The following is a 25,512-nucleotide window of genomic DNA, read 5'->3' on the forward strand; positions in this document are numbered from 1 at the left end:
GTAATGGAACAGGGAGAAATCATATTATACCAGCCGGATGAAGCGGTCAAGTTGGAAGTGAGGCTGGAAGATGAAACCGTTTGGCTGACACAGGCGCAAATTGTGGATCTTTTTCAATCCAGCAAAGCAAATATAAGCGAGCATATAAAAAACATATATGATCAGAAAGAATTAGAGGAAAGTTCAACTGTTCGGGATTTCCGAACAGTTCGACAGGAAGGCAAACGGCAAGTGATGCGCAATCTGACTTATTACAATTTGGATGCGATCATATCCATTGGGTTTCGTGTCAATAGTAAAAGAGGTATTTTATTTAGGCAATGGGCGAATAAGGTTTTAAAGGACTATCTTTTAAAAGGGTATTCCATTAATAAACGTTTGTCAGAACTTGAAAGGACTGTCGCTCAACATACCGAGAAGATAGATTTTTTTGTGCGTACTGCCTTGCCCCCGGTCGAAGGCATTTTTTATAACGGCCAGATTTTCGATGCGTACAAGTTCGCTACCGATCTGGTAAAGTCGGCCAGGCGTTCGATCGTGCTTATCGACAACTATGTGGACGAAACGGTCTTGCTCATGTTGAGTAAACGCAGCGTCGGTGTCTCGGCCACCATTTACACCCAGCGTATCACGCAGCAACTCCAACTTGATCTTGACAGGCATAACAGCCAGTACCCACCTATCGACATCAGGACGTACCGGGACAGTCACGACCGTTTCCTGATCGTTGATGAAACGGACGTGTACCATATCGGAGCCTCGTTAAAGGATCTGGGGAAAAAGATGTTCGCTTTCTCAAAGCTGGATATTCCGGCGGCTGTGATTACTGACCTGTTATAATATCCTTTGTCTTATGAATGGGCTGTCGCAAAAGAAAAACCCGTTCTTGATGAACGGGTATATCCTTGACTTGGTTACGTGTTTTGATAACAGAGGCTTTACCAAGCATTACAATGCAAAGATAGTAATTATAGGTTAATTAGCGAATTTCTTTTTTGGATAGATCCGGAAATAATGCCTCCTTGAAAGAGGTGGATAAGGTGATTAAAACAATAGATAAGGAAGAACAAAAGCAAAAGGGATGAATGTGGTTATTTATTCACGTGTAAGCTCGCAGTCGGCCAGGCAATCGACCGAACGGCAGGTTGTCGATCTGGAGAGGTTCGCAGCCGGACGGGGGTACGAGGTGACGGCGGTCTTTGAGGAAAAGATAAGCGGACGAAAGGCCAATATCGAACGCCCGGTTTTAAGCCGTTGCCTGGAATACTGCACAGATCCGCAGAACCGGGTGGATATGTTGTTGCTGACCGAGATCTCACGCCTGGGGCGTTCAACCCTGGAGATCCTAAAGTCACTCGATACGCTGCACACGCATAAAATATGCGTGTATATTCAAAACCTGAACCTGGAAACGTTACGGCCGGACAAGACGGTAAACCCCTTGTCCTCTCTGATCACTACCCTGTTGGGGGAACTGGCCGCGATCGAACGCCAGGGGATCATCGACCGCCTTAATAGCGGACGGGAGTTGTACATCCAGAAAGGGGGCAGGCTGGGACGGAAGCCGGGAAGCCGGAAAACGGCCGAACAGAGGAAAGAGGAATACCGGGAGGCGATCGCCTTGTTAAAGAAAGGCTACTCGATCCGGAACGTGGCGAAGCTCACGGGAAAGGCCGTTTCGACGATACAACAAGTAAAAAAAGACTTCATTAGTAGCTGATTATCGGAACAAATATTGTATTTTTGCAACAAATACGAGTAAATGCACATAATTAAAAACGAGTATTTACACGTGTCTAAAAACGAGTATTTGCACGAAAATAATCAGAATCTAAATAAAAACGGTTATGGCAACAATGGCGGAGAAAATGGCGGCTTCACTGGAGGAATTAAGAAAGCTCCAGGAGAAAGACCGCTGTGTCGTCCTGCAAGGGACGGCCGAGATAGGGAGGACGCATTTAACCCGGCTGTTGGATAACGGCTGGTTGCAGGAAGCCTAATCCGAAGCCGTCTTTTGCGGCGGCATTTGAAAGACGTTCAAATGCACCGAATACTCGTTGTTGCTCATCTTCGGTCATGCCCGTACCGGTATCTTCAACGATAAGTTTCAGCAAACCGTTATCATAATCCGCTGCCAATGATACACTACCGTTATCCGTGAACTTGATGGCGTTTGACAACAAGTTGTTGCCGATTTGCAGGATACGTTCCTTGTCGGTCAAAACCACCGCATCGGTGTGGCTCTCCACTATCAAAGTCAGCCCCTTGTTCATGGCAATGGGCATGAACTCCGTTTCAAGAATATGCGTGATTGCGGAAATCCTGCAAGGGGAAAGGTTGGGTTGCTCCTTGCCGTTGTCCAGACGGAAGAAATCCAGCAGCGTGTTGAGCATCTCCCGCATACGCTCGGAAGATTGCCGGATATTATCCACATACATGGTGCTTTTATCCGCGCTACAACTTTTCTGCATCAGTCCGGCATAGCCTCATTTTGTCAATCGTATTTTTTCGTGGTAGAAGTAGTTTACGATGACAGGTTTGCCTTTTTCCGAGCGTCCGTATGGCAGATCGTTTATACGATACGGGAAGCCCTGCTCCTTGGCGTAATTTGAAATGTCCTGCTCCAATGCCTGCCAGTATTCAAGCCTTTTTTTATTGTAAATTTCCTCGTAAAGCGGTATGAGGTCAGGATACTTCTCACGGATATACGTCATTATCCCGCCTTTGAACTGCCCGCGTAAATTCAGGTTTTCAAGCCAGATTAAATCAGCATAATCTTTTACCTCCTCTATTATTGCCTTTACGTCTGTTATTCTGGGGAATATGGGCGAGACGAAGCATACGGTGCGGATACCTGCCTCGTATGTCTGACGCATCGCTTTCAGACGGCGTTCAATGCTTACGGCGTTGTCCATATCTGCGCAGAACTGCTCGTCGAGCGTATTGACAGACCATGACACAGTCACTTTGGGAAAACTCTTCAACAGGTCGAGATCGCGAAGGACAAGATCGGACTTTGTGCATATCATAATCTCGGCATCGCTTCCTCGCAGCTCTTCGAGCAGCCTTCGGGTACGGTGGAATTCTTCTTCATACGGATTGTAACCGTCCGTCACAGACCCTATTACAACACGTTCACCGTCGTATTTATGAGGATTCGTTATCGGCTTCCAGTTTTTTACATCTAAAAACGTACCCCACGGCTCGGTGTGCCCGGTGAACCGTTTCATGAACGATGCGTAGCAATACCTGCAGGCGTGGGGACACCCTACATAAGGGTTGACCGAATATCCTCCCACCGGCAGAGAGGATTTGGTCATTACACTCTTTACATCTATTTCCTTTATTGTATCCATATTCATTGTATTCGTCTGGTAAATTGTTCCGGCAATTCCTGAATCATTCTTTCGTCGCCCATAATCGGCAGCAAATCCTCTTTCATGAACACCGGTATGCCATGAGCCTTTGCCTGTTCTGCAATGCTAAGCACCCATTCGGGGCGCGAATATGACTTTCCTTTTCGGTTTCCGGTCTCTGTGCCTATGACAATCCAGTCAATTCCCTCGAAATCAATCTCGCCGATATCATCGAAGAGAGGTTCAAACGTGACATGGTAGTGTCGTGCTTTGATATTCTTTTTCAAATCATCAATCCTCCTTTTCTCGGAACTGCGCGTAACGGTCACGCCCATCCATACGTTCTCGTCGTCAGAGGAGAAACTGATTTTGTCAGGGCGCTTCGTCAGAAAGATATAGGCGTGCTGGGGATTGCTGCTGATCCGCTCGAAAATTTCTGCGTTCCATTCAGGCTTCCAATCGGAGAAATCGCTCATTCCTGTCATGAGCCACACATGAGGACGGGACGTATCGATGATGCGCAGTTTTCGTTCCATGTATTCAGGCACGGAAAAGTCGTCGGTAATGTGGAAACGGCGGCAGTTGTTACGGGCATAGCAGTAAGGGCATCCTATAGTGCACCCTACCACTATGTTCATGTTTTTTATCAGGGATTTAATGCAGACACTCATAACACAACTGTTTCTCCGTCCTCCGGGATAATCAGCCGGCTCATGTCGGCTTCGTGATGCGTTGCCTCATTGCGCAGAATTGCACGGGTGGTCTGGCAATGGTCGATGGCATCCATGTGTACGGCTATCAGCTTGATATGCGAAGGCAATTCGTCAAGTATCTGCATCACTTCGTTCTCGTCGGGGATGATAGGACCGTCCGTTTTGGAAAATTCGGGAAAGATTGCACCTCCGGAGTTTACCACGATATAGTCAGGATTGAACCGTTCCACGGTGTCTCGGATACATGCTTCCCATCGGCAGTCACCCATTATATAAACGGTCGGGAAGCCCTCGGCTTTTAGCACATAACCTGATACAGGTCCCATCATCTGCCCGATCTGCCCGAAACCATGATGTCCGGTCGTGCGGTAAATGGATATGCCGTCTATTGTTTTTATTTCTTCGATGGGTATCACATTTGTAAATCCGTCGTTTCTGATGGCGTCCGCGTCCTGGGGCTGAACGTAGAAAGGAATTTCTTTGGGCAAATGTGTGGGGACACTCGGCTCGTAATGGTCGATGTGATTGTGGGTCAGGAGCACCATGTCCACGCCTCCGATAATATCCTGAATAGGAATGGTGAGGTGTACCCTCGGTGTTTTATTCACACCGAGGGCCGATATCAAAGTGCCTTTGTCGGCTAAAACGGGGTCAATTAGCATGGTGTGTCCCGCATACCTGATTTTCAAGGTGGCATTGCGCACCAATTGTACTGTAGATGTCTTTTTCATGACTATATGTCTTGTTATTGATTACGGGTGCAAAGTTCGGAAGAATCCGGCGAAACATCTATGCCTGAAAAAACGGTAATTATGCCATTTTGATAAATGAAATTATTATCTTTGCAAAAACGACAAGGATATGGACGAGATAATCAACCCTGATCGACTGGTCAGCGTACCGTTCAACAAGACACGCTGCGGCGTGGATTTTTACATCAATACTGCCATAAACAAGGACATCGGACTTGTGCTGACAGAAAACAAGCGGTTTAAGACAGACTTCTTCAGCTTCTACTTTTTCCGTAAGGCAAACGGATATTTGCTACTGAACTTCCGCAAGATTGAACTGCGCGACGGCATGGTTCTCCTGCTTTCACCCCATCAGCAACAAGAGTGGCATGTAGATGAGACGGCGTTGGATTACACGTTCCTTATATTCCGCGAAGATTTCATGCGTACTTTTATCGCCGACAAGTTCTTCGTTTTTCGCCTTTTGTATTGTTACCAGACAGATACGCCGCCTTACATCAATGCCACACATGACGAAATGAAGGAATATATGCGGCTGCTCGGAAAGATTAAGTATGAGCTGATGAATCCAGTGTCCGATACGTACAATATCATTGTTTCCTTACTATATTATCTTTTGCTGATTATCAATCGTACATACGCTGCCGCCTATTGCTTGCCCGCTGAAATTGCTAAAAACAATTTCGCTTTTCGGTTCAAGGACTTGTTGGAACAGAATATCCGCACCCACCAGCGGGTGCAGGAATATGCAGACATGCTTCATGTCAGTCGCATCACACTCAATAACTCAGTAAAAGCCCAATTCGGAGTATCAGCTACCCATTTGATAAAACAACGTCTGCTTGAGGAACTGAAGAACGAATTGCTATTCTCCAACCGCACTGTCAGTGAAATGGCGGATGATTTCAATTTCTCTGATCCGAGCCATCTCATGCGCTTCTTCAAACAGCAAACAGGCAAAACATTTACTCAGTACATGACGGATTACAATAAAGGCATATACGAATAACTTCTTAATATAGTCGATAGCGGCTATCGAAATATGGTTGTTGATGTTCAGGCGTTTTTGTACTGCATGAACCATTTTACGATTTCTGGATCTTCGTGCGAGCCGAGTAAGAAAGGCTTGTCGGTATCCAGCGTCTTTATCCGTGCCATGTCGTCGGCCGACAGGGTGAAGTCTAATATGTCGAGATTCTGCTTCATGCGTTCCGGTTTCACAGACTTAGGAATAATTATGCACACTGATATTTATCGCGCCCGGACAGGTGTTCGGTGCGGAAGATGACGGCATGCAGTTCCAACCAGATGGCTACCTGCTTATGTTCCATCCCGACCTGCTGCGGAATACACCTCTCGGGCGGATAATGCGTGAATATTCGTTCTTTTCCTACGAGACAAACGAGGCATTGCACCTTAGTGTGGAAGAACGGCAAATCATCATGGATTGCTTCCACAAGATTCAATATGAATTGAACCATCCGATACACCGTCACAGCAAGAACCTCATCACAGACAGCATCAAGACGTTCCTTGATTACTGCACACGTTTCTATGACCGTCAGTTCATCACACGCGACAACCAAAACCGAGACATCCTCGCAAGATTTGAGCGGTTGCTTGACGAATACTTCCATGATGGGGCTGCTAAACGGATAGGCTTGCCCACTGTACAGTATTGTGCAGACAAGCTCTGCCTCTCGCCCAACTATTTCAGTGATTTATTGAAAAAAGAAACAGGTTCAACCGCCCTGCATTTCATTCATGACAAGTCTATTGAAATAGCCAAGACGGAACTTGCATCTACAGACGACACCGTTAATGAAATCGCCTATAATCTCGGTTTTCAGTACCCGCAACATTTTACCCGACTGTTCAAGAAAGAGGTAGGTTACACTCCGAATGAATATAGAGCGCAAGTGTCGTGAGAATTGGATTAGTACAGAATATTAGAACCCAACACCTCTCTTGCGCTTAACTTTCTTCCTTCTGCGAAGTATATCCACCATTTCCTGATTGGCTTCCGCATCAGCAGTGTTATAAGATGAGCCACTGCTTTTTAGCAATCCCCAAGAGCCGTTGAACAACTCGCTTTGTGCCGTGCCGGACGGTGCGCTTGGTGTAGCCGTTTCATATATTCCGGCTGTTATTCCCATACGTTCCCTGCATCTGTTGTGCTGCAAAGCCGCGTCAATCTTGGAATAACTGAAACGCCTGTCCACTTTGGAGCCGTTGAAATGGTAGCCATTCATGGAGAATACAACACCCTGCACCTCGCTGGTCTGCCCCTTATGCTTGAAATGTACTTCCACTCCCTGCCGTTTCAGGTTGGCGATAAGCACGTTCCAGTTGCCGCATCTGCCGACTTCCATTTTGATGATGTCGTAAAGCGCATATTTCGTCCTGTCTGGCTCTTTCAGGCGGTTGCGTTTGACATTGTCCTTTCCGCCAGCCATATGCAAGCCGTATTTCAAGGTCAATTCCTTGCAGATGCGGGTACTGCGCAGACGCTCGTGCCTGTCCGATATGGTATTGCCGTTGTTGTCTATGCGGTTGAAAGCAATATGCACGTGCGGATGCTCCTTGTCGAAATGCTGGGCGATGAAGAACTGCGTATTCTTGATTCCCATCCGTTCCATATATTCAAGCGCGATGCCTGCCATGATACGGTTCGTCAGCCGTAACTCATCCTCTTTGGAAAAACTCAACGCGATATGTCCGACAGGTTTTGTCACCTTATCGTTCATCCGTGACTGGGCATTGAAACTCATGGCGATAGTTTCCAGATTTTCCATAAACAAGCCTTCGCTTGCTACTATCTGCGTATCCTTCTTCTTGTCGATGATGTAATCCACCGCACCCTTGAAGTCGCTTCCTTTTACGATTTTCGCCATCATATCCCTATCTTGGTTATAAGTTCATGAATCCTTGCCACTGCCACCTTGCAGTCCCACCGTTCATCGTGGAAGCCTCCGGCGTTTGCCTTACGCGCAAGCTGGTTGAGATTGTTAGCCATGCCGCAGAGTTGGCGGATGTATCCGGCATGTTCCTCCGACAGCCGTTCTTTCACATGACCGTTACGGAAACATTCCCTCATGTACTCGCTTGGTGATACGCCCGCCTCATGCGATCGTGTCAGCAGGCGGAAGTAGTCGGCTGCCGTCATTTTCACTGCGATACGGTATTTCAGTTTCTCGGTTGCTGTTAATTCTTTGTATTTTCTTACCTGCCTCAAATCCGCAACTAAGCCCTTCAACGTCCTTCTTGCGTGTACACGTCCTCTCATTACTGAATTATCAGATAAATTGAGGCAGAAACACCCACTTCTGCCTACAACATCCCCTTACCCCACAATGCGACTTGAGACAATACGCAGTATCATACCCATAAGTTGTAGGCGTTATCCAAAATCAGTCTGAAAAATATCTGCGTAAGCATTGTTACAGGTATAGATATTCAGCACATACCGCCTTGATGTCCTGATCCACTTGGCTGGTACAGAGATAAACCTGAAGACAAACGCTTTTATGCGACTTGTTGCATTGAGTCCGAACCTCTTTACGTCAAGTCTTTGGATAATGGCCTTGTAGAAGTTACGGATAAGTGCTGTAAGAAGAAGGAACACAGTGTTCTCGGCCATGAAGGATTTGGGCAATCTGTCCCACCCGAAACCATTGTTCATATCATCAAAGATACGTTCCTTTCCTCCACGAAGGTTATAGAACTCGACAATTTCTCTTACGGAAGATTCATAGTCGTTAGTCAGGATACAACGGTATGTGTATTCTCCTTCCCAAAGATCCTGCACACCATCCATCCGTTTCTGTCTTTGAATCACAAGTCGGTATGCTTTACCCTTCCACTTCTCAACAAGGATAGAGTTCAATTCAAACTCAATGCCATTGATTTCCTCAGTCTTCCAGCCTCTGAGAGCAAATATGTCATTGTAGAGCGAACTGCAGCGGTTAGTGCGGATATAGAAGGACTTGCAGTGTTTCTCTATTTCCTCCACGATTTCCTCGGAACATGATCCGCAATCAGCTCTGAAACGATTGATAGTGAGCCTGTTCTGTTCAAATCTCTCAAAGAACCTCTTCAGCGTGTCCTTCTGATGAAAACGAAGGTTTTCGTTAAGCCAGATGAGCAGAGCTAAGTTTACTTAAGCTCTGCCATGGCGAGAAAACGTGCCATGAAATGGAACTTTTGTGTTACCATCGCTATTCTCAATGCCAACAATCAAGTCACCAATAACCGCCACGCCAGGGCGATAACCAGAGAACTTCTTGTATGTAGGCTTTGCATCATACTTCTCACCCTCTTTCAGTTGGTCAGATGCAAACATACAATTGAGCAGTAAAGTATTGAGAGTGTCAGCCGTGTTGAAATCGTAGTTCTTACCCGTATCTGATGTGTATGAGATGTTTTCTTGCGTCAGTTCCTTTATCGCTCTGAGGATAGTATCAGAACTACAAGTATGAAGTGTCGGATGAAGCGAGAGATGGTTCATCAAATGAGTAGTGACATCCTCAATACATGAGCCACCACAGAAGTAGATACTCATGAGAGAACGGATGATTTCGCTGTACTGATAACCTAACGATCTACACCTTAGACCGAGGGTTGAGTCGATTACAGATGACAATGTGGAGTCAAATTGCTCATCAGGTAGGGCGGAAGGATTTCGAGGAATTTGGACGACGCATAGGGTTGGGCAATAAATTGATAAAGCGTGAGCTTGATGAGTTTGTCAAAGAGAAACCATTGGTGCAAGTATTGATAGACCGTTCCTTTTTTATCGGAAGAACTGAAAAAGTAATATAGGATGTCTATGGGGTACAGGTGTAAGATGCTTTCTTTCTGATGAAGGGCGGATAAAGCATTCTTCAGGAAAGTACTTCTCCTTTTCCCATACCGGTCATACCGTTAAAACTGATTGATAATTATGACGCGTATGTTGGCCGGTATGCCTATCTTTGTGGCAATGAAAACAGAGAAAGGATTGATTTTGTAAGTATTATCATGGCAAAAGAACTGATTCGTGTCCCTAGGGTGCTTGGGGAAAGCTATAATTCCGTGCTGATTGAACGGTTGTATGAGGCAGGTGGAAATGTCATGCTCGATCTGATCATATACCTGGGCAGCTATCACCTCAAAGACTTGTTCGGGACTTCCTGGTTCTCCGTAGAAGACTTCTGCCGTAAGATGGGGTATGACCGTACCAACTTGCAGCGCAAGCTGGATAGCCGGCAGCTCGCGGCCATGTTCGGAAAGAATATGCAGCCGGAATATGTATGTACCGACACGGCAGGACAGAGAATCAGCCATCCTATCGAGACGGTTTTTGAGGCGGCTCTCTATAAACTGGGATTGGAGAACCTCTGCTATCCGACCATTGGCGAGGATGGCCGTACATCCTATAATTTCGTGCAGATCTTGAAACGTTTCGACATAATGACCGATTTCAAGACGAAGAAGTCAACGAAAAGGCTGTACTCGGCAGTGGTAAGCCCGGAGATAAAGAATTTCATGTTCTCGCTCTATAACCTCTTGGAACTTCAGGATTACCGTAGCCTGCCCAGCCGTTACCGCTATTTCTATCTGGAACTTTCCAAGATGGTTTACCTGATCAAGTATAAGACCACCAAGAATGAGGCTCCTTTTTATGTGCTGACAGTCGATCAGCTGGCTAAAAAGCTCGGCATAGAGATTGCCGAACCCAAAGACCGGAAAAAGAAGGTCGCCTCGATACTGAAAAAGATGAATACTTACCTGAAATATACCAATTTCAATTTCTCTTTTGTGAAAGGCGATCATGAGAGATGGGCATATACCGTGTTGTTCTCGTTTCCTAGGCATACGCTGCACTATTTTGATGAAGGACAATATGCTGTCGTGGTGAAGAAATTCTATAAGAACCTGCTTGGGCTGTATGTCGAGATTGCCTACCCGGACACGGATATGGCTGTCAGGAGGAAGAAGATCAAAGAGGTGGAGGAAGATGCCGGACTGTATAAAGAGTTCCTTTTATGGGCAAACTCCCCGGAAAGCGTAGAAAAGAAGAAACAGATATATATCAGTGATTTCGTGGCTGTATTCGGCAGGTTTCCGGAAGGATGGGCACAGGAAGAGTTGGAGAGTGCCAATGGAACGGAAGTTGCTCCTGCTCCTGAAGAGTTCATATCTCCGGAGACGGACGGGGCGGTGAACATGGACGATCCAGCTGTGTAGAACCGTCCACGTTTCACGGTTTTTTATAGAATTAGTTGTGTAGAAGTGTCCCTATTGGGGTGATTAGATGTGTGGAGTCATCCGCTTTGCCTGTTTTAGTTGTGTAGAAGTGTCCCGTTTGTTGCTTCTAGTTGTGTAGAACCGTCCACTCCTTTTGCTTTAGTTGTGTAAAAGCGTCCGGTTTCACTTGTCAGCTGTGTAAAACCGTCCACCCGTTAATGAAGGGAATAGGTAATCCCTGTTTTTTTTATATGTCGGTATATCAGTGAAATAAAAGAGAGAAATTTTTAAATAAAAGGTATCGGCTGTGTAAAACCATCCACCAAAATACATAATAAAGACCTAAACTCCTAACCCCTTTAAATATCCCCAAAGCGATAACATAGAAATGACTGGGAAAATAAATTTTCCCTTCACATGCCCTATACGTACTTTCGGAAAAAGATTTTTCGGAAGTATGTGTTGATTTTCACGTTTTTTTATATGATTGGAAGGCGGTTCTGTTCATCTTCTGTATCCGAATTAGTTTTTCAGGGCGTTCCCTTCTGACCGGGCTATTCGTTGCAAGTCCTCGTTACCCTCCAGGCTTTTCCCTGCTATCCCTAACGCTCTACGCTCCGGCTATGCCGGAAGAGAGGTATGATGATTTTTTCCTGAACTGATAGGAACATTGCGAAGGTAGGCGTGGCCGGAACGCCCGATATTGAAAAGCCAAATCTCCATCCTCCCATTCCGGGAGGTAGTATTTACCAGTTCAATCCCGTTCTGATCCGTCTTTCCCGCTTTCTCTTCAATGCACTGTTCCCAATCAGTTGAGGAAAAATTTATGGTTGGGGCGACAAGCGATGTTTGCGAGTATTAATCTTTTAATTTTTGGCAGTATGAAAACGAAGAGAACCGTATTTGAAGTGAATGACGTTTATCGGGTGATGGAAAACAGCGAGTTGATTTATACCTTGACGAACAGTGAGAAACTGAAACGTGAAGAATATAAGTATGAACAGATGGAAATAGAAGGATTGTGCTTGTCTGATGTACTGGAAACACTAACACCCAGCCGTAAAAAAGTCGCTTATGCGGCGATTGAGCTATATAAACGGCTGAAAGAAGGGCAAGTTGAAAGTCCTGCGCTTTTATCCAGCAATAATGTTTATAAAATGATGCATCCTGTTTTGTGCGATATAGCTACTGAAGAGATGTGGGTGCTGTTGCTGAACAGTTCGTCCAAACTCATCCGTAAAGTCCGTATCTCATGCGGCGGGATAAATACCGCCCCTGTGGATATACGGGTTATCATGAAGCAGGCATTGTATTATAACGCCGTATCTTTTATCATGGTACATAACCACCCATCAGGAGCACGCAAGCCCAGCAGTGCGGATGACCGCTTGACGGAAGCAGTTAAAAAAGCCGCTGAAACATTAGACATCCGTTTGGTTGACCATGTGATTGTGGCAGGCAATAACTATTATAGCTATGCGGACGAGGGAAGATTGCAAAATAGGTAAGGTGGACGGGAGAAATCCCGTCTGCCCGGGATTTCGGCTTCGGGGTTCTTTTTTGGCAGTCACCCCAAAAAAGAACCAAAAAAATGCTTCCCGGACTATCGGATGCGACATCGTAAAATACGCAAAGACGTGGCTTTTCAGAATAAATACATATCTTCGCGCCAAAGGTGATCGGAATGAATGTATTTTCTACTTTTGATACAGGCGTTATGGTGGCTCTCTTACTGGGCATTGAGTTTCTTAGAAGTGATATCCGAACGATTCTCTATTGTAAAAGGAATGATCCCAGGATTCTTAAGAGTTGCTTATATACGCTGCTTATATTATTGACCAGCCTTTATTCTATTGTGGCCGGAGCCATGCTTCATCCGGAACCCGTACCTGTTTATGAGTTGATACCCGGTTTTCAATATGGGGTTTATGGCTTTTCTTTTTCGTTTATATTGCTCGCTGTTGCATGTCTTTATCGTAAAACATTACCTTTTGTCCTTTTGGGCTACGCTATGATATATGTGATCGGTGTATTGATACCACTACTTAGGTATGTAGTGTCTATGATGGATTATTTCACTCGCACAAGGGTATAGCAGGTTAATTTCTTGATTGTATCGGATTGCCCTTTCTGTGGGCTGCCTCCCCCGGCTTCTTTCCTCCGATCCGAGTCCGGCTTTTTGCTCGGCAAAGGTTTCGGGATTCCGCAAATGGCAAGTTACGGCCATGCGCCTTTACTGTATGGAAAATAACGATGAAGAAGTGTCTTCCCGACATTTTCCATAAGTGAAACTTGGCTTATTGCTTGCAATCCAGACCTTGATATGCCGAAAAAAGGCTCAGAACTCAGATGGGGAATGACATCAAAAAAAAGGTCGGCTGACCAAAGACCTTCCCGATACAAAAAATGAAAAGGTCTTGAATCTAGCTGAAGAATAAATCAGATGTTCAACTTAAATAATGCTAATATGGAAAATTTGATTACACAAATCAACAAAGAGAGATTGGTTAATAGCGACACAGCTCTTATGATGAAGGAATTATACTATTACGTGCCTTGTGAGTATTGGTATGACAAACAGGATAGGCTACGCACCGATATTGAGGGAAGGAATACCCCGATGTATATGTGCGAGTGCCCGACACTGGCAGCATGTATCCAATGGATGATACAGACTCGTGAATATACGTTTCAAACAGAACAAAACGTGGCGGTCTGGCATGTGGTTGTGAGGGCTGGAGATTATGTGTTGTATGACTCCGAAAGTAATGCGGACGCTTTTTGTTGTTTGGAAGAAGCATTGGAAAAAGCGGTACAGGAGTGCATGGAGTTATTGTATTAAAATTAAAAAAAATCAGTCCCCGTGAAGGGGACTTTCCTATAATCTTGCTGAGAGGTGGAATTGCAGACGATCTTTGAGAATCATCTTTGAAGGATGGGCAGAGGTTTATTCGTTATTTGTTATTTTTGTTCTCGGATTTCAGCGCAATTCCATTCCTTCTTAATAGGCGATATACTGTTCCGCTACTGCCTATGTTTAATATTTTCTGTATCTCCCTTACCGGCGTTCCGGATTCATAGAGTTGGATGCAGCTTTTCTGCTTGGCGATGTTGTTTTTGTTGATAAGTGTCTTTCTGCCGAATTTGACACCTTTTTCCTTGGCGATTCTTCTGCCTTCTTGGGTTCTCTCATAGATAAGGTCTCTTTCAAACTGAGCGAAAGCACCGAGAATGTTGTTCATCAGTTGGCCGATTGCGCCTTCCGTACTGATGTTGTCTTGCAGTGAGGTGAATTGGATGCCCCTATTCTTGAAATCTTCCAATAGCGTAAGGATATTCTTCAGCGAACGGCCAAGCCGGTCCAGCTTATATACGACAAGTGTGTCGCCTTCCCGGAGAAAGCTCAGGCAGGCATCCAGTTCCGGGCGGTTTTGTTGACGTCCGGTCATTTTCTCAGAGAAGATTTTCTCGCATCCGGCAGCCTTCAACGCTTCCAGTTGCATATCCAGATGTTGTTCCTTGGTGGAAACACGGGCATATCCTATTTTCATCCTGTTTTCGTATTTAAATGTGTAATGAAGGTTTTAATTCTTCACTTTTTCAAATATGAAGACATTAATTCTTCATATTCCTCACGGCTGTATTGGTTGAACCCCTTTTGCTTCATTGCCAAAAGAAGCCTTTCCAGTTCTCCGATAGTCACTACCTGTTTGCCGATAACGGTAAATTGTTCCCATTCTCCCTTTTCGTTGAGCAGGTATTCCCGGTGTGCAAAACAGTAAAGAGAACCATCGATGTCATTCCGTTTCTGCCATTGACGCAGGTGCTTCAAACTGGTGAAATCACGGGTGACAGTACGTGGAATGGGAACCAATACGTCAATTTCCATCTTGAATTTTATATTCTCTTCCGCTTCTCGCATGGGTGATTAGCTTATTTCATAATACATCAATTATCGTATGGGCAGGAAGTTCCAGTTTGGAGAAAGCAAACATTTTCTTGCCCAAATCCTTTAGCGATGCCCCAATATGATATACTTCCGTATTATCAATGATTAAGAAGCGGTCATGACTACTTTTGTAGGTTCTAGCTTCAATGGGAGGATATTGGTCATTGTGTTTGTTTAAATCAAGTTGGAGCTGTGCGTTTATTTTGTGTATAAATAGTAGCTGATACTCCACTGTTTCGTTTGCTCAACATGAGTAACACGGATTCATCTACATAGTTGTCGATAAGCACAAGTGAGCATTTGGCAGACTTTATTAAATCTGTAGCAAACTTATACGCATCGAATATCTGACCGTCAAAGAATATACCTTCCACCGGAGGCAATGAGGTGCGTACAAAGAAGTCTATCTTTGCATCATGTTCAGCAATGGTTTTCTCTATTTGGAAGAATCTATTGTTCATTCTATATTCCATGTCATTGAGCCGTTGGTTTATAGAATAACCTTTCAATAAATATTCTTTTAAAATTTTATTTGCCCATTGCCTGAATTGCGTACCTCTTACGCTTTTAACTCTGTATCCAACTGAAATTATTACGTCTAGACTAAAGAACTTGACAGGCTTATCGGAATTAGCAATGTGCAAAAAATGCACATTGCTTTTCTCTTCCAATTCCTTTTCCTTAAAAACATTATTTATATGTTTGGTAATAACGGTTCTGTCACGTTGAAAAAGTTCTGCTATCTGCGCTTGTGTGAGCCAAACGGTTTCATCTTCTAAACGTACTTCCAACCTTACAGCTTCATCCGGTTGGTATAGTATGATTTCTCCTTGCTTCTCCATTATATGTTTCGCTTTTATTATATTGTTGCAAATGTACGAAAAAGAAACGTTATAAAGTCTGTTTTTTCCGTAAGTATTACCTTAAAAATTTGTTCCCTTTTTATTTTAATAAAACAGAAACATTCTGCTGTTTTAAAAATCAGTTATCTGTTTGCTATTCATAGTTAGGGTATCAAATAACTAAAATTCAAATGGAAACGCAAATCTATATTTTATGCAGATTTGTTTGTTAGAAGCGGAGAAAAGGACACAAGACATGATAAGAATCATAGGTCGGGGAGCGCCGCACGGCAAGGGGGGCACTAGCCTCCCGACGAGTGCAGCCGTTGGCCGGGTTATCGGTGAAAATGGAAAAAAGTTGGCTTTTCTTTTGGTATTGTTATAACTTTGTCTATATTTGTGTTGTGATAATCAATTTTAAAGTTATAACATTATGGTAACAAACATTATTCAGATTGGAAACAGCAAGGGGATAATACTTCCTTCCGAGATATTGAAACAGTTGCGTTTGTCCTTGAAATCGGCTGTGAGCATTTCTTTGGACGGGAACAATATTGTGATAAAGGCACAACCACGGCAGGGATGGGCGGAAGCTGCCAAACGTGCCCATGAGAATGGGGATGATGAGTTGCTTATCCCTGATGTGTTTGAGGATGAAAAGTTTGAGGATTGGACATGGTAGAACAGTATGGAGTGTATTGGGTAGAGTTAGACCCTACCCGTGGGGGTGAAATGGCAAAGACACGGCCATGTGTTGTTGTAACTCCTTCAGATTTGAATATGTACCTTACAATAGTAGTCATTGCTCCGATAACCTCCACCATAAGGAACTATCCTTACCGGGTTCTGTGTTCTGTAGCCGGGCGTGATGGGGAGATAGCCACGGATCAGATTCGCACGGTGGACAAAAGCCGGCTGAAAAGAAAGATTGGAGATTTGAATTTCAGTGAGATAAAAAGACTGAAGGAAGTGTTTCATCAAATGTTCTGTGAATAATGGAAAGTGTGCAAATAACAGGTTATGTAGCGTATTCAAAAAAGATATTATGAAGCCAACTACTTATATTAATTGGGACGGTCTGAAAGACATTCCATTCTTCTACTGCGATACAAAGGAAGATGAAGAAAACAAGGATTTCGACATCTATTACCAGGGCAAGCTGGTGTTGCATGACTACAACCATTGCGGACACTACCTTTACACTGCTGCGCTGCTGTTCAGTAAAATCAGAAACATTACAGCCGACTGGGTGAACCTGCATAACCTTTGGATTCTGCGTGATTGCGTGCGCGAGAATTACAATCACGGCATAGGAGTGGACGACCTTATTTTCGGAGAGAATTTCGATGGCAAGAACCTCGATACACTCACACCGCTTACCAAGAAACGCTTTGATTATTTGTGTAAGCGGATTAAGGAACTTGACCCATACGCAACAATTTAACACTTCATTGGGCGAAGGCAGGGCTTGCTGCGGATGCCAGACTTTAAATAATCCATTGGATTAATTATCTTTGCACGCTAATTTTCAAATTATAAAGAAATGACTAAATCGGAAATCGTAAAGGAAATATCTGCCAGAACCGGCATCGACGGCAAAGCGGTGCTTGCTGTTTTGGAAGGATTCATGAACGAGGTAAAGACTTCGTTGGGTAAGGAGGAAAATGTCTATCTTCGTGGATTCGGTAGTTTCATAGTGAAGAAGAGAGCGCAAAAGACAGCTCGGAATATCTCTAAGAATACTACTATGATTATTCCGGCTCATAACATACCGGCATTTAAACCGTCTGACGAATTTTTGAAAATGGTAAAACAACAGAACGCATAATAGGTAAACACAATGAAAGATCAGTTACGATTATTGAGAGACTGTATCAATAATGATCGTCCGGCAGTTGTCTTTCAGGGAGACGATTTTTGCGCTCCTGAGATTTTGGAAGCAGCAAAAGAAATTTATCGTAAACATGGTTGTTCCGAAGAATTTCTTTTTGACTGGCAGCTGCTTATCAATGAGGTGAAGGCTTACCAGTTAGAAAGTCCGGCAACTGTCAAATTGCCGAAACTCTCCCCGACAGAAACGGAACTGGTGCGGGAAGAGATGACTAAACGCTAAAAAATATTCTCGTTTAATACGCACCTTTTATTCTTCAGGCAGCGTATTGAACGGGATGGGATTAAAATGTTGGCGAACCTGCTTTTTTCGAAAGTTCCTGCCAATAGTTGAAGTCACTCGGTGAAAGATGCTCTTGCATCCAGTCACGCATACCAATATCGTTTCTTTCGTTCACATATCTCGTAAACGGAATCATTGTCTTACATGCTTCAAATCCAAGCATTCTCATATGGCGTGAAATGTTGGGAGGAAGACCTTCCAACCACTCTTTATAATACATTATCAATCTGTTTTCTTGGATTGGAACCGCTTGTTGGTGGTAAATATAGCTGGCGTTTCCGATTCTAATATCTCTGGCCTTATTTTCCCGTTCTTCTTCAGGTAGCCGACTTAAATATTCAGCTTGTGCTATTCTGCATTTGGAGTTTGGATGTTCCATGGTATTTTATATAATTAAGACTCTTCAATGATACGGTTCATCAAATCACATATTTTTTGGCAGCTATGACGGTCTGCGCAAGCAGGATAGGGGCATTTCTCAAAGGATGCCTGATTATCCGTAACTATGAAACCTCCGGAACGACGTACATAACTTACCGGATGAAAATAAATATCTTCCTTTTTCGGCCTATAAGTACATAGTCTTATAAGGCTGTTCAGCTCTTTGCAAATTTGCTCACATTTTTCTTTGGGATAATGTGGCAAATCACTGAATGCTTCGTAGGGGACAAAGGCAAATGCTTTGTCATCCCACATGACAGGTGTGTAATTCTGTACCATTTGTTATTTGGAATAAGGATGGCTGGCAGATTCCGTATTTCTGTATCAGTTAGGTAATCCGTCACTATTTAAGTGCGCCTGGGCAAACTCCCGGAGGTTCGTTTCGGCAATGCACTTTTCATAAATCTCATCCAATACTTCTTGCATATTTTCTACTTTATTGAATTTTAAGGGGCTGCCGTTTGTTGCGGCTTGCCTTTCCAGTTGTTCGATGATACTGGGAAATATCCCACGCAATAAACCGACGGTAGCTACGGCTGTAGCTGGTTCTACCTCTATTGTAATCTTTTTCTTTTCCATATCGTTGTATTATGTTATCAAAAGTAATAATTATTAGGATATTGGTAAGCATTTCTTCTGAAAAACTTTTTAAAGATATTGTTTTAAGATGACATACTGTGTTTTTGCGTTCACGCAGTATTCTTTCCCACCCTCCCCTTCATCGGAATGACTGTTCTCATTTCCGGTTTACCCGTAGTCATCCGCTATGCGGCTGATTATGGGCAAACCAGAAAAGAGAAGTTCCAAACGTGGGCGGGATTGCAATGGTCATCATCCGGAGCTTCGGCATTGCCGAAACAACCTCCTTCTTCCGTATTGCAGCCCCGTCCTTTTACCGTTTGTCCCGGCAGTCCGTTGCTAACCCGTTCCCCCCTGCCACTTGTGGCAGGGAGATAGGAATACGGTTTTGCAGGCAAAACCGTATGGCTTGTTTTACTTTCCGTACTGCCCTTTTCCTAGTTTTCTGCCTCCCTTAATGTGCGTTTTTCATAGCCCCATCTGAGACCCTTTGTTTTTGAACGGCAAATTTATTTCGGTGGATGGATACGAAAGAGTTCCGGTCTTCGCCCTTTGTCCCGAAAAAAATAACGCCGGACGGCTTCGCTGTCCCCAACATTTTTTGTCGTCCAAAACTTTTCTTAATCCCTCCTTCCTTATTGTTGTGTGCCGTAAAAAAAAGGCTCATAAACTCAGATGGGGCATGAAAGCTCAAAAAAAAAGTCGGCAGAAAGAAAAGGCCATCCCGGAAAGGGGTTTTAAAAAAAGGTCTTTAAATCTAGCTGAAGCATAAAATTAGAAGTTTAACAATCCCAAAAAACAACGAGTTATGTCACGAGTACACTATTTAGAAGGAGATTATGAACAGTTAGTTATTAATGAAACGATAGACGGTCTTTTTTCCAGTTATCGTATAGACCGCAATTCATTGCCAAAAGGATTTTTCCTTTATGAGATTAGATGGGATGACAGCTTATCTTCATTGGCAGAGATTAGCCCCTCTGTGGTGGTGAATCATGCAGGTTCATTCATTACAAAGTCACCCCTTGAATTTGATGCAAACAATAGCATACGGATAACCTATACCAATTTTATCGAGTTCTGCCAGTTTGGTGAGTGGGCTTATGAGAAACTGGCTGTATTGGATTGTAATTCCGGTAATGTTGCGGTGATAAGCCCAGACAGGAGATTGCAGACCACTGAAGAGATTGAGATTTTTTTGAGTGGGCATTGTGGCTATCATCTGAGTGAGATTAATTGGATGGTGATGAAAGGCGATGTGCTGTTTTTGAACGAGAACGATTTTTAATGAGTATAACCGTAACTGCCTCTTGGAATGGGGCAATTACATAAAATATTATAAGTATGAAGTGGATAGATAAGATGGTAGAACGCATTACCCGAAAAGAAACTGCTTTAAATGACCACTTTTGTGTAAATCGGCATACGGTTGTATGTCAGAGTGGTATGACTGATTATGTTTCTGTAACGATTGATAATACCGATGGTTTTGATTTCGATTTTTGGACAAAACAACTTTGTTTTGAGAAGGACTGTAAATATCGCTCGGAGATAAAAGCGGCTTTTGATAAAATCTATGGCACAAGGAATATAGAATGTTGTGAATAATGAAGTCAGAAAAGTATGATACCAAAGGAGATAATGAAACTTTATGAAAAGCTTGCTTTCAGTCGGGGATATGAAGAAGCCTTTCGGGATTTTTTGGATGTTTGTCTTTACTATTTGTCTGTCGGGATGTTGGCGGAGGATTATCGTAGAGTGGAAAAAAGATATAAGCCATATGAAATGGAACTTTTTGTTCAAATGTTTTATAGGGTGTCTGAATATTCGGAAGGATTTTGCGATGTCTTGGGAGATATGTTCATGGAGTGTGTCAGTCATGGGAATAACGGACAGTTCTTTACCCCGATACACGTTGCTGATTTGATGGCATGTATGGGGGGAAATAGGCTGAAACCTAAACAGTCGGTCTGTGATTCGTGCTGTGGTTCCGGCAGGATGCTACTTTCCGCTGTAAAAAAATGTGCGGAAGAGAATGATGGAGGAAGGCTTTTTTGTTATGGCTCGGATATAGATTTGATTTGTGTAAAGATGACCGTTGTCAATCTGATGATGAATAGCGTACCCGGTGAAGTCGCATGGATGAATACATTGACAATGCAGCATTGGAGAAGTTATCATATAGATTTACAGCTGATAGCCGGAGTATGGTTGCCTATTTTAAAGATAACGGAAGCAGGTGACACTTCTTTTATTAGGAAACTTGAAAATGCAATGGAGGATAATTCTGAATTGAAGAGGTCGATTCAGAGCAACGCAAGGGCTACGCAGCTGACTTTTGATTTTTGACAAGATAAATATGTAAAAAGGATTTTGGTATGAAAGCAATAAGAACAAAAGAGGTGAATGAGAACGTCAAAGCGGCGAACAGTTGTTTGCGTAAAGCGAAATGGCAGGCTAAGGAATTGGCTGTTTTTACAGGTGAAGTAGTGCGTCTGATGGATAAGGAAGGGCATTCTCTACAAGGGTTCTTTAATCGGGTGGAGTTTGTTCTGGTGGACGGCACTATTAAATTCCGTGTAGTTATAAATCCTATTCTTGAATGTGAGAACTGTATAATGGCTTCTTGCCATGAAGACTATCTTTATGAGGTGGTCTCGGTGGAAAAGTTTACCTATAAAAATTATAGGTATCATTTGTAATGATATTGTATTTTAATGATTATAAACTGATTTATATTATAACAATGATGGGCAAAATTAATAATATTCCCGTTTTGAATGAAGATGTTATTCGTTTGGTTGTACTCAATGAGGAAATTATTGGGTATATCTATCCACGAAGGACTTCTTATGTGGTGGCATTGGAGATAAAGCCGGGACGTACTACCTCTTTGGCTACATCTGTCAATAAACAATGCATGGTTTTGTTGAGTGATAAGGTTCGTTTGGCCACGGAACAGGATTTCGATGATTTTCATATATGCTTTGATGGTTTCAGAAATAACACTATGTATTGTTATAATCAGGGAACGGAACCTATATACCTTCAATGAAGCACATTCTCCCTTCTTTTGGATTAGGGAAGGGAGGGTATTTTGCTGTCCGCTACTTTTTGGCAAGCACCCCAAAAAAGTAGCAAAAAACGCTTGGAGTTACTGGTAATCCCATTAATTTGCGTTCACGCAGTATTCTTTCCCACCCTCCCCTTCATCGGAATGACTGTTCTCATTCCCGGTTTACCCGTAATCATCCGCTATGCGGCTGATTATGGGTAAACCGGAAAAGAGAAGTTCCAAACGTGGGCGGGATTGCAATGGTCATCATCCGGAGCTTCGGCATTGCCGAAACAACCTCCTTCTTCCGTATTGCAGTCCCTTCCTTTTACCGTTTGTCCCGGCAGTCCGTTGCTAACCCGTTCCCCCCTGTCACTTGTGGCAGGGAGATAGGAGTATGGTTTTGCTTGCAAAACCGTATGGCTTGTTTTACTTTCCGTACTGCCCTTTTCCTTGTTTTCTGCCTCCCCTAATGTGCTTTTTTCATAGCTCCATCTGAGATCCTTTGTTTTTGAACGGCAAATTTATTTCGGTGGATGGATACGAAAGAGTTCCGGTCTTCGCCCTTTGTCCCGAAAAAAATAACGCCGGACGGCTTCGCTGTCCCCAACATTTTTTGTCGTCCAAAACTTTTCTTAATCCCTCCTTCCTTATTGATGCGTGCCGTAAAAAAAAGGCTCATAAACTCAGATGGGGCATGAAAGCTCAAAAAAAAAGTCGGCAGAAAGAAAAGGCCATCCCGGAAAGGGGTTTAAAAAAAGGTCTTTAAATCTAGCTGAAGCATAAGTTTAATTTTAATAGATAAAAGACTATGGCACATCAGAGTAAATATCCTAGTTTAGACAGACAATGGCATAAGATGATGTTTTCTTTCTTTGAGTATCTTCCTATGCAATATCGGCAGGCAACGGAAAGAGAATGGCAAATTCGTAAGATGATATGGAGTTTTAAGGATGGAAAAGCTTATTTGAATATAGCTTGGATGATAGCGAATAAGTTACATCAAGTTTTTGGTGATGATGTTAAGAATATTGTTTTTGCTTGTGTTCCGGCTTCTTCCGCTGATAAGAATGAACTTCGTTATAAGGGGTTTGCTTCGGCTGTGTGTAAGTTTTCAGGTGCTATCAATGCGTATGAACATATACGTGTCAGTGGAGATCGTTTGGCTATTCACGAGAAATTTGACAGCAAGTCGCTTCAAAAAGTACAAGTGATAGAATTTGACAAGGACTTTTTTCGGGGTAAGAAAATCTTGGTATTTGACGATATTTTAACAAAAGGGTTTTCGTATGCTCGTTTCGCATGTCAGTTGGAAAAAATAGGAGGTGAGGTTTTGGGAGGTTTCTTTTTAGGTAAAACAGTTGTCCGTATGTTATAAGATGAAAGAAAAAGAGAGTTATATAGAGAAGCAGAAGGATATCTTTGGAGATACTACTTGGTTCACTTATCGTTATGAGGTGAATGGAATGGTGTATGAAACTTCGGCAGGTTCGTTGGATATATGTAGAAAGGCACGTGATAAATGGATGAAAATGATGTCCGTTGCTTTTACCGGTCATAGAACGATACGAACAAATAAATATGCTTTGTCCGTATCGTTGAATGAAGAGGTACGTTTCTGCTATGAGAATGGAATCCGTTTTTTCTATATTGGTTGTGCGGTTGGATTTGACATGATGGCTGCTCATACCGTACTTGAACAAAGGAAACAATATCCCGATATGGTTTTGGTGGCGGTTGTTCCTTATGTCGGGCAAGATGTGTATTTCAACAAAGAGGACAAACAGAGGTATGCTGATATTTTGCGCCAAGCCGACAAGGTGGTAGTTCTATCCGAATATTATTATGCCCAATGCTATGCCCACCGTAATGATTACATGATTTCACACGCCTGTAGGCTGATTGCCTATTGGGATGGAAAATCTGCCGGAGGAACTTCTTATACGTTTAACAAGGCACAAAAAAAGAAATTGGTGATATACAATCTGTTTTGATTCAGATTGTATATCGTTGTTTTCCAGCGGTATGATCAAACGTGGCGATGTCATACTGTCTGGTTGCTGTAAGTGCTAATACTTCCGATGCAAAAGAGAAAGACACAATAAATATGAAAAGCAATGATAGATGAATTTTACTTAATTGTTTTACCTTTGTAAAACATTAGTGTCCCATTAAAATTGGGACGAATTAAAAATTAAATAAACTTGGCCCATTTGGTCCGAATCGTTCTTTGTCATTTTGAAATTTAGTTTTATCAAAGAGGTCTCTCAGATGAGTCTTATCAGTCAATGAGATGCTCAGTATTTGTAACACTTCATATGTACTTCTGTTCAGTTGCATATCGTGTTGAATGATTGCCACCAAACAGTAAGCGCATATAGCAGCATATATCTGTATTCGAACAGCATTCTCTGTAGTTCCCCAAAATCTTTTGATTTTAAGGTGCTGCTTGAGCCATTTGAAAAACAGCTCTACCTGCCAGCGATTTTTATAAAGTTCAGCAACTTGAAGCGCAGATATATGCATCGCATTGGTTATGAATGTAAATTCTCGTTCTTGTTCTTCATCCCAATATTTAACCAATCTAAGTGGCTCTGGATAATATTGTTTAGGATAGAATCCTGTCAGAAATACACTTGCGTCTGAAAGCACATTCTTAGGCAGCCTACGTTTCCATTGGATGGATTTGTACCCGAGATTCTTTTTTGCTCTGACAACAAAGTAGGCTTCAATTTGATGAATTTTATACAGTATTTTGAAGTTGTTATAACCGCGGTCAAAGATGTAATAAGAGCTTGGTTCATAAGGAATTTCAATCATAACTTTAGAATCGTGTACGGATGCTTCCGTGATATGAAAGAATGCAGGAATCTGTGTTTCCACATCATATAATGTATGCACTTTGATACCACCTTTCTTTTTGCGGAATTTTGCCCACCAAAAGACTGAAAGGCACAGGTCAATAGTAGTCGAATCGAAAGCATAAACGTTACCGCCAAGTTTGAAAATATGATTAGCACACTTTTGTCGTGCTTCGCTAACCAGGTAGTAAGCATATTCTTCAAAGATGTGATAGTCTCTATCTTGATTTGCTCTTGCCAGCGATGACTTTGATACATTTTTACCCATTCCTAAATGATAACATTTGGAATGATGAGCTTCAAGAGCAACTATCAAATCTCGCAGACTTTCACGATTAGAAAGTTGACCAAACATCAAAGCAAGTAGTTGATTCCAGCAGGTGAAGTGCTTCACATATTTATCACCATCATACTTGGTGACTATGCGGTTAAACTTACTTCGATTCAGAAATGAAGCCAATTGAGCGAAAACGTATTTGTCTTGGAACATATGCCATCGGATTAATCTGATGCAAAGCTACAAATTCAAGTCCGTTCGCTCGGAAAATCGCTGTAACTAACTA

The 25,512-nt window shown here is 42.9% G+C and carries 34 protein-coding genes and 3 pseudogenes; 20 read left to right on the top strand and 17 right to left on the bottom strand.

The features are described 5' to 3' along the window. The first annotated feature begins 3 nt into the window (after positions 1-3). Both BACPLE_RS18070 and BACPLE_RS18075 read left to right on the top strand, forming a co-directional pair. Positions 4-840, top strand: coding sequence for a virulence RhuM family protein (locus tag BACPLE_RS18070; RefSeq protein ID WP_007564633.1), 837 nt, complete (start codon positions 4-6; stop codon positions 838-840). Positions 841-1,081: 241 nt separating this feature from the next. Further along, entirely contained in the window at positions 1,082-1,720 is a 639-nt protein-coding gene (locus tag BACPLE_RS18075; protein ID WP_007564634.1) for a recombinase family protein, read from the top strand. A gap of 274 nt (positions 1,721-1,994) precedes the next feature. Here BACPLE_RS18075 and BACPLE_RS18085 read toward each other — a convergent pair. The 4 genes and pseudogenes from BACPLE_RS18085 to BACPLE_RS18100 form a co-directional block, all read right to left on the bottom strand. Then, positions 1,995-2,486: pseudogene (locus tag BACPLE_RS18085) on the bottom strand (sensor histidine kinase); the annotation flags it as partial. After that, positions 2,487-3,362, bottom strand: a complete 876-nt coding sequence (locus BACPLE_RS18090; RefSeq protein ID WP_004329298.1) for a radical SAM mobile pair protein B — start codon at positions 3,360-3,362, stop codon at positions 2,487-2,489. It abuts the pseudogene before it with no gap. After that, positions 3,359-4,027, bottom strand: a complete 669-nt coding sequence (locus BACPLE_RS18095; protein WP_004329299.1) for a radical SAM mobile pair protein A — start codon at positions 4,025-4,027, stop codon at positions 3,359-3,361. Before BACPLE_RS18095 ends, BACPLE_RS18090 begins: the two co-directional genes overlap by 4 nt. Then, complete coding sequence (locus BACPLE_RS18100) at positions 4,024-4,800, bottom strand: MBL fold metallo-hydrolase (RefSeq protein ID WP_004329300.1); 777 nt, start codon at positions 4,798-4,800, stop codon at positions 4,024-4,026. The genes BACPLE_RS18095 and BACPLE_RS18100 overlap by 4 nt, the downstream gene beginning before the upstream one ends. A gap of 130 nt (positions 4,801-4,930) precedes the next feature. On the opposite strand from BACPLE_RS18100, the gene BACPLE_RS18105 reads away from it, so the two are divergent. Next, complete coding sequence (locus tag BACPLE_RS18105; protein ID WP_004329302.1) at positions 4,931-5,830, top strand: helix-turn-helix domain-containing protein; 900 nt, start codon at positions 4,931-4,933, stop codon at positions 5,828-5,830. Positions 5,831-5,877: 47 nt separating this feature from the next. Here BACPLE_RS18105 and BACPLE_RS19540 read toward each other — a convergent pair whose 3' ends face one another. Further along, entirely contained in the window at positions 5,878-6,027 is a 150-nt protein-coding gene (locus BACPLE_RS19540) for a hypothetical protein (protein ID WP_004329303.1), read from the bottom strand. Positions 6,028-6,089: 62 nt separating this feature from the next. Here BACPLE_RS19540 and BACPLE_RS18110 point away from each other — a divergent pair, with 62 nt between their 5' ends. Further along, a complete protein-coding gene (locus BACPLE_RS18110; RefSeq protein ID WP_004329304.1) occupies positions 6,090-6,749 on the top strand; it encodes a helix-turn-helix domain-containing protein in 660 nt (219 codons plus the stop codon). Between the two features lie 21 nt (positions 6,750-6,770). Here BACPLE_RS18110 and BACPLE_RS18115 read toward each other — a convergent pair whose 3' ends face one another. The 3 genes and pseudogenes from BACPLE_RS18115 to BACPLE_RS19095 form a co-directional block, all read right to left on the bottom strand. Continuing rightward, the gene (locus BACPLE_RS18115) at positions 6,771-7,718 is read right to left on the bottom strand and encodes a relaxase/mobilization nuclease domain-containing protein (protein ID WP_005868790.1); all 948 of its coding nucleotides are present in this window, start codon (positions 7,716-7,718) and stop codon (positions 6,771-6,773) included. Then, on the bottom strand, positions 7,715-8,107 hold the full coding sequence (locus BACPLE_RS18120) for a MobC family plasmid mobilization relaxosome protein (RefSeq protein WP_005868789.1): 393 nt from the start codon (positions 8,105-8,107) through the stop codon (positions 7,715-7,717). The genes BACPLE_RS18115 and BACPLE_RS18120 overlap by 4 nt, the downstream gene beginning before the upstream one ends. Positions 8,108-8,221: 114 nt before the next feature. Then, positions 8,222-9,481, bottom strand: a pseudogene (locus BACPLE_RS19095) (IS1380 family transposase); the annotation flags it as partial. A 359-nt stretch (positions 9,482-9,840) separates the two neighbouring features. Between BACPLE_RS19095 and BACPLE_RS18140 the strand changes: the two are divergent. From BACPLE_RS18140 to BACPLE_RS18155, 4 genes are all read left to right on the top strand, one after another. Next, complete coding sequence (locus BACPLE_RS18140; protein WP_005868786.1) at positions 9,841-11,049, top strand: hypothetical protein; 1,209 nt, start codon at positions 9,841-9,843, stop codon at positions 11,047-11,049. A gap of 881 nt (positions 11,050-11,930) precedes the next feature. After that, the gene (locus tag BACPLE_RS18145; protein WP_005868785.1) at positions 11,931-12,557 is read left to right on the top strand and encodes a JAB domain-containing protein; all 627 of its coding nucleotides are present in this window, start codon (positions 11,931-11,933) and stop codon (positions 12,555-12,557) included. Positions 12,558-12,733: 176 nt separating this feature from the next. Next, a complete protein-coding gene (locus BACPLE_RS18150) occupies positions 12,734-13,144 on the top strand; it encodes a hypothetical protein (RefSeq protein WP_005868783.1) in 411 nt (136 codons plus the stop codon). Positions 13,145-13,492: 348 nt separating this feature from the next. Then, positions 13,493-13,891: a hypothetical protein gene (locus BACPLE_RS18155; protein ID WP_005868782.1), complete on the top strand. Its 399-nt coding sequence runs from the start codon at positions 13,493-13,495 to the stop codon at positions 13,889-13,891. Between the two features lie 112 nt (positions 13,892-14,003). Here the strand turns inward: BACPLE_RS18155 and BACPLE_RS18160 are convergent, their stop codons facing one another. From BACPLE_RS18160 to BACPLE_RS18170, 3 genes and pseudogenes are all read right to left on the bottom strand, one after another. Beyond that, complete coding sequence (locus tag BACPLE_RS18160) at positions 14,004-14,600, bottom strand: recombinase family protein (RefSeq protein ID WP_005868781.1); 597 nt, start codon at positions 14,598-14,600, stop codon at positions 14,004-14,006. A 41-nt stretch (positions 14,601-14,641) separates the two neighbouring features. After that, positions 14,642-14,971, bottom strand: a complete 330-nt coding sequence (locus tag BACPLE_RS18165; RefSeq protein ID WP_005868780.1) for a hypothetical protein — start codon at positions 14,969-14,971, stop codon at positions 14,642-14,644. A 16-nt stretch (positions 14,972-14,987) separates the two neighbouring features. Next, positions 14,988-15,840 (bottom strand): annotated as a pseudogene (locus BACPLE_RS18170) (virulence RhuM family protein). A 433-nt stretch (positions 15,841-16,273) separates the two neighbouring features. On the opposite strand from BACPLE_RS18170, the gene BACPLE_RS18175 reads away from it, so the two are divergent. From BACPLE_RS18175 to BACPLE_RS18195, 5 genes are all read left to right on the top strand, one after another. Then, a complete protein-coding gene (locus BACPLE_RS18175) occupies positions 16,274-16,522 on the top strand; it encodes an AbrB/MazE/SpoVT family DNA-binding domain-containing protein (protein ID WP_005868778.1) in 249 nt (82 codons plus the stop codon). Continuing rightward, positions 16,516-16,836: a type II toxin-antitoxin system PemK/MazF family toxin gene (locus BACPLE_RS18180; RefSeq protein ID WP_005868777.1), complete on the top strand. Its 321-nt coding sequence runs from the start codon at positions 16,516-16,518 to the stop codon at positions 16,834-16,836. Before BACPLE_RS18175 ends, BACPLE_RS18180 begins: the two co-directional genes overlap by 7 nt. A 49-nt stretch (positions 16,837-16,885) precedes the next feature. Further along, positions 16,886-17,284 (top strand): hypothetical protein, encoded by a 399-nt coding sequence (locus BACPLE_RS18185; RefSeq protein ID WP_005868776.1) that lies wholly within the window; start codon positions 16,886-16,888, stop codon positions 17,282-17,284. Positions 17,285-17,383: 99 nt separating this feature from the next. Then, positions 17,384-17,668 carry an HU family DNA-binding protein gene (locus BACPLE_RS18190; protein ID WP_005868774.1) on the top strand — a complete coding sequence of 95 codons (285 nt, stop codon included), beginning with the start codon at positions 17,384-17,386 and terminating at the stop codon, positions 17,666-17,668. 12 nt (positions 17,669-17,680) lie between these two features. Next, positions 17,681-17,953 (top strand): hypothetical protein, encoded by a 273-nt coding sequence (locus BACPLE_RS18195; RefSeq protein ID WP_005868772.1) that lies wholly within the window; start codon positions 17,681-17,683, stop codon positions 17,951-17,953. A 61-nt stretch (positions 17,954-18,014) separates the two neighbouring features. On the opposite strand, the gene BACPLE_RS18200 is transcribed toward BACPLE_RS18195, so the two are convergent. The 4 genes from BACPLE_RS18200 to BACPLE_RS19925 all read right to left on the bottom strand — a co-directional run bounded on the left by BACPLE_RS18200 (position 18,015) and on the right by BACPLE_RS19925 (position 19,431). Next, positions 18,015-18,392 (bottom strand): hypothetical protein, encoded by a 378-nt coding sequence (locus BACPLE_RS18200; protein ID WP_005868770.1) that lies wholly within the window; start codon positions 18,390-18,392, stop codon positions 18,015-18,017. Between the two features lie 14 nt (positions 18,393-18,406). Then, positions 18,407-18,733, bottom strand: coding sequence for a hypothetical protein (locus BACPLE_RS18205; RefSeq protein ID WP_005868769.1), 327 nt, complete (start codon positions 18,731-18,733; stop codon positions 18,407-18,409). A 45-nt stretch (positions 18,734-18,778) separates the two neighbouring features. Next, the gene (locus tag BACPLE_RS18210; protein ID WP_005868768.1) at positions 18,779-19,033 is read right to left on the bottom strand and encodes a hypothetical protein; all 255 of its coding nucleotides are present in this window, start codon (positions 19,031-19,033) and stop codon (positions 18,779-18,781) included. 197 nt (positions 19,034-19,230) lie between these two features. Further along, a complete protein-coding gene (locus tag BACPLE_RS19925; RefSeq protein WP_007564649.1) occupies positions 19,231-19,431 on the bottom strand; it encodes a hypothetical protein in 201 nt (66 codons plus the stop codon). 410 nt (positions 19,432-19,841) lie between these two features. On the opposite strand from BACPLE_RS19925, the gene BACPLE_RS18220 reads away from it, so the two are divergent. The 5 genes from BACPLE_RS18220 to BACPLE_RS18240 all read left to right on the top strand — a co-directional run bounded on the left by BACPLE_RS18220 (position 19,842) and on the right by BACPLE_RS18240 (position 22,088). Then, positions 19,842-20,321, top strand: a complete 480-nt coding sequence (locus tag BACPLE_RS18220; RefSeq protein WP_005868767.1) for an LPD28 domain-containing protein — start codon at positions 19,842-19,844, stop codon at positions 20,319-20,321. Between the two features lie 56 nt (positions 20,322-20,377). Further along, positions 20,378-20,641, top strand: coding sequence for a hypothetical protein (locus BACPLE_RS18225; protein ID WP_005868765.1), 264 nt, complete (start codon positions 20,378-20,380; stop codon positions 20,639-20,641). A gap of 177 nt (positions 20,642-20,818) precedes the next feature. Continuing rightward, complete coding sequence (locus tag BACPLE_RS18230; RefSeq protein WP_225990576.1) at positions 20,819-21,382, top strand: N-6 DNA methylase; 564 nt, start codon at positions 20,819-20,821, stop codon at positions 21,380-21,382. Positions 21,383-21,411: 29 nt separating this feature from the next. Continuing rightward, positions 21,412-21,735: a hypothetical protein gene (locus BACPLE_RS18235; RefSeq protein WP_005868762.1), complete on the top strand. Its 324-nt coding sequence runs from the start codon at positions 21,412-21,414 to the stop codon at positions 21,733-21,735. Positions 21,736-21,779: 44 nt separating this feature from the next. Next, positions 21,780-22,088 carry a hypothetical protein gene (locus tag BACPLE_RS18240; protein WP_224263218.1) on the top strand — a complete coding sequence of 103 codons (309 nt, stop codon included), beginning with the start codon at positions 21,780-21,782 and terminating at the stop codon, positions 22,086-22,088. 212 nt (positions 22,089-22,300) lie between these two features. Here the strand turns inward: BACPLE_RS18240 and BACPLE_RS19930 are convergent, their stop codons facing one another. After that, positions 22,301-22,501 carry a hypothetical protein gene (locus BACPLE_RS19930; protein WP_008782408.1) on the bottom strand — a complete coding sequence of 67 codons (201 nt, stop codon included), beginning with the start codon at positions 22,499-22,501 and terminating at the stop codon, positions 22,301-22,303. 398 nt (positions 22,502-22,899) lie between these two features. Between BACPLE_RS19930 and BACPLE_RS18250 the strand changes: the two genes are divergently transcribed. Beyond that, on the top strand, positions 22,900-23,466 hold the full coding sequence (locus BACPLE_RS18250) for a phosphoribosyltransferase (protein ID WP_005868760.1): 567 nt from the start codon (positions 22,900-22,902) through the stop codon (positions 23,464-23,466). Position 23,467: 1 nt separating this feature from the next. Beyond that, positions 23,468-24,082 (top strand): SLOG family protein, encoded by a 615-nt coding sequence (locus BACPLE_RS18255; protein ID WP_005868759.1) that lies wholly within the window; start codon positions 23,468-23,470, stop codon positions 24,080-24,082. Between the two features lie 193 nt (positions 24,083-24,275). Here the strand turns inward: BACPLE_RS18255 and BACPLE_RS18260 are convergent, their stop codons facing one another. Continuing rightward, complete coding sequence (locus BACPLE_RS18260) at positions 24,276-25,439, bottom strand: IS4 family transposase (protein ID WP_005868407.1); 1,164 nt, start codon at positions 25,437-25,439, stop codon at positions 24,276-24,278. Positions 25,440-25,512 lie beyond the last annotated feature (73 nt).

Origin of the sequence: Phocaeicola plebeius DSM 17135 (genome assembly GCF_000187895.1) — a bacterium.
GTDB lineage: Bacteria > Bacteroidota > Bacteroidia > Bacteroidales > Bacteroidaceae > Phocaeicola > Phocaeicola plebeius.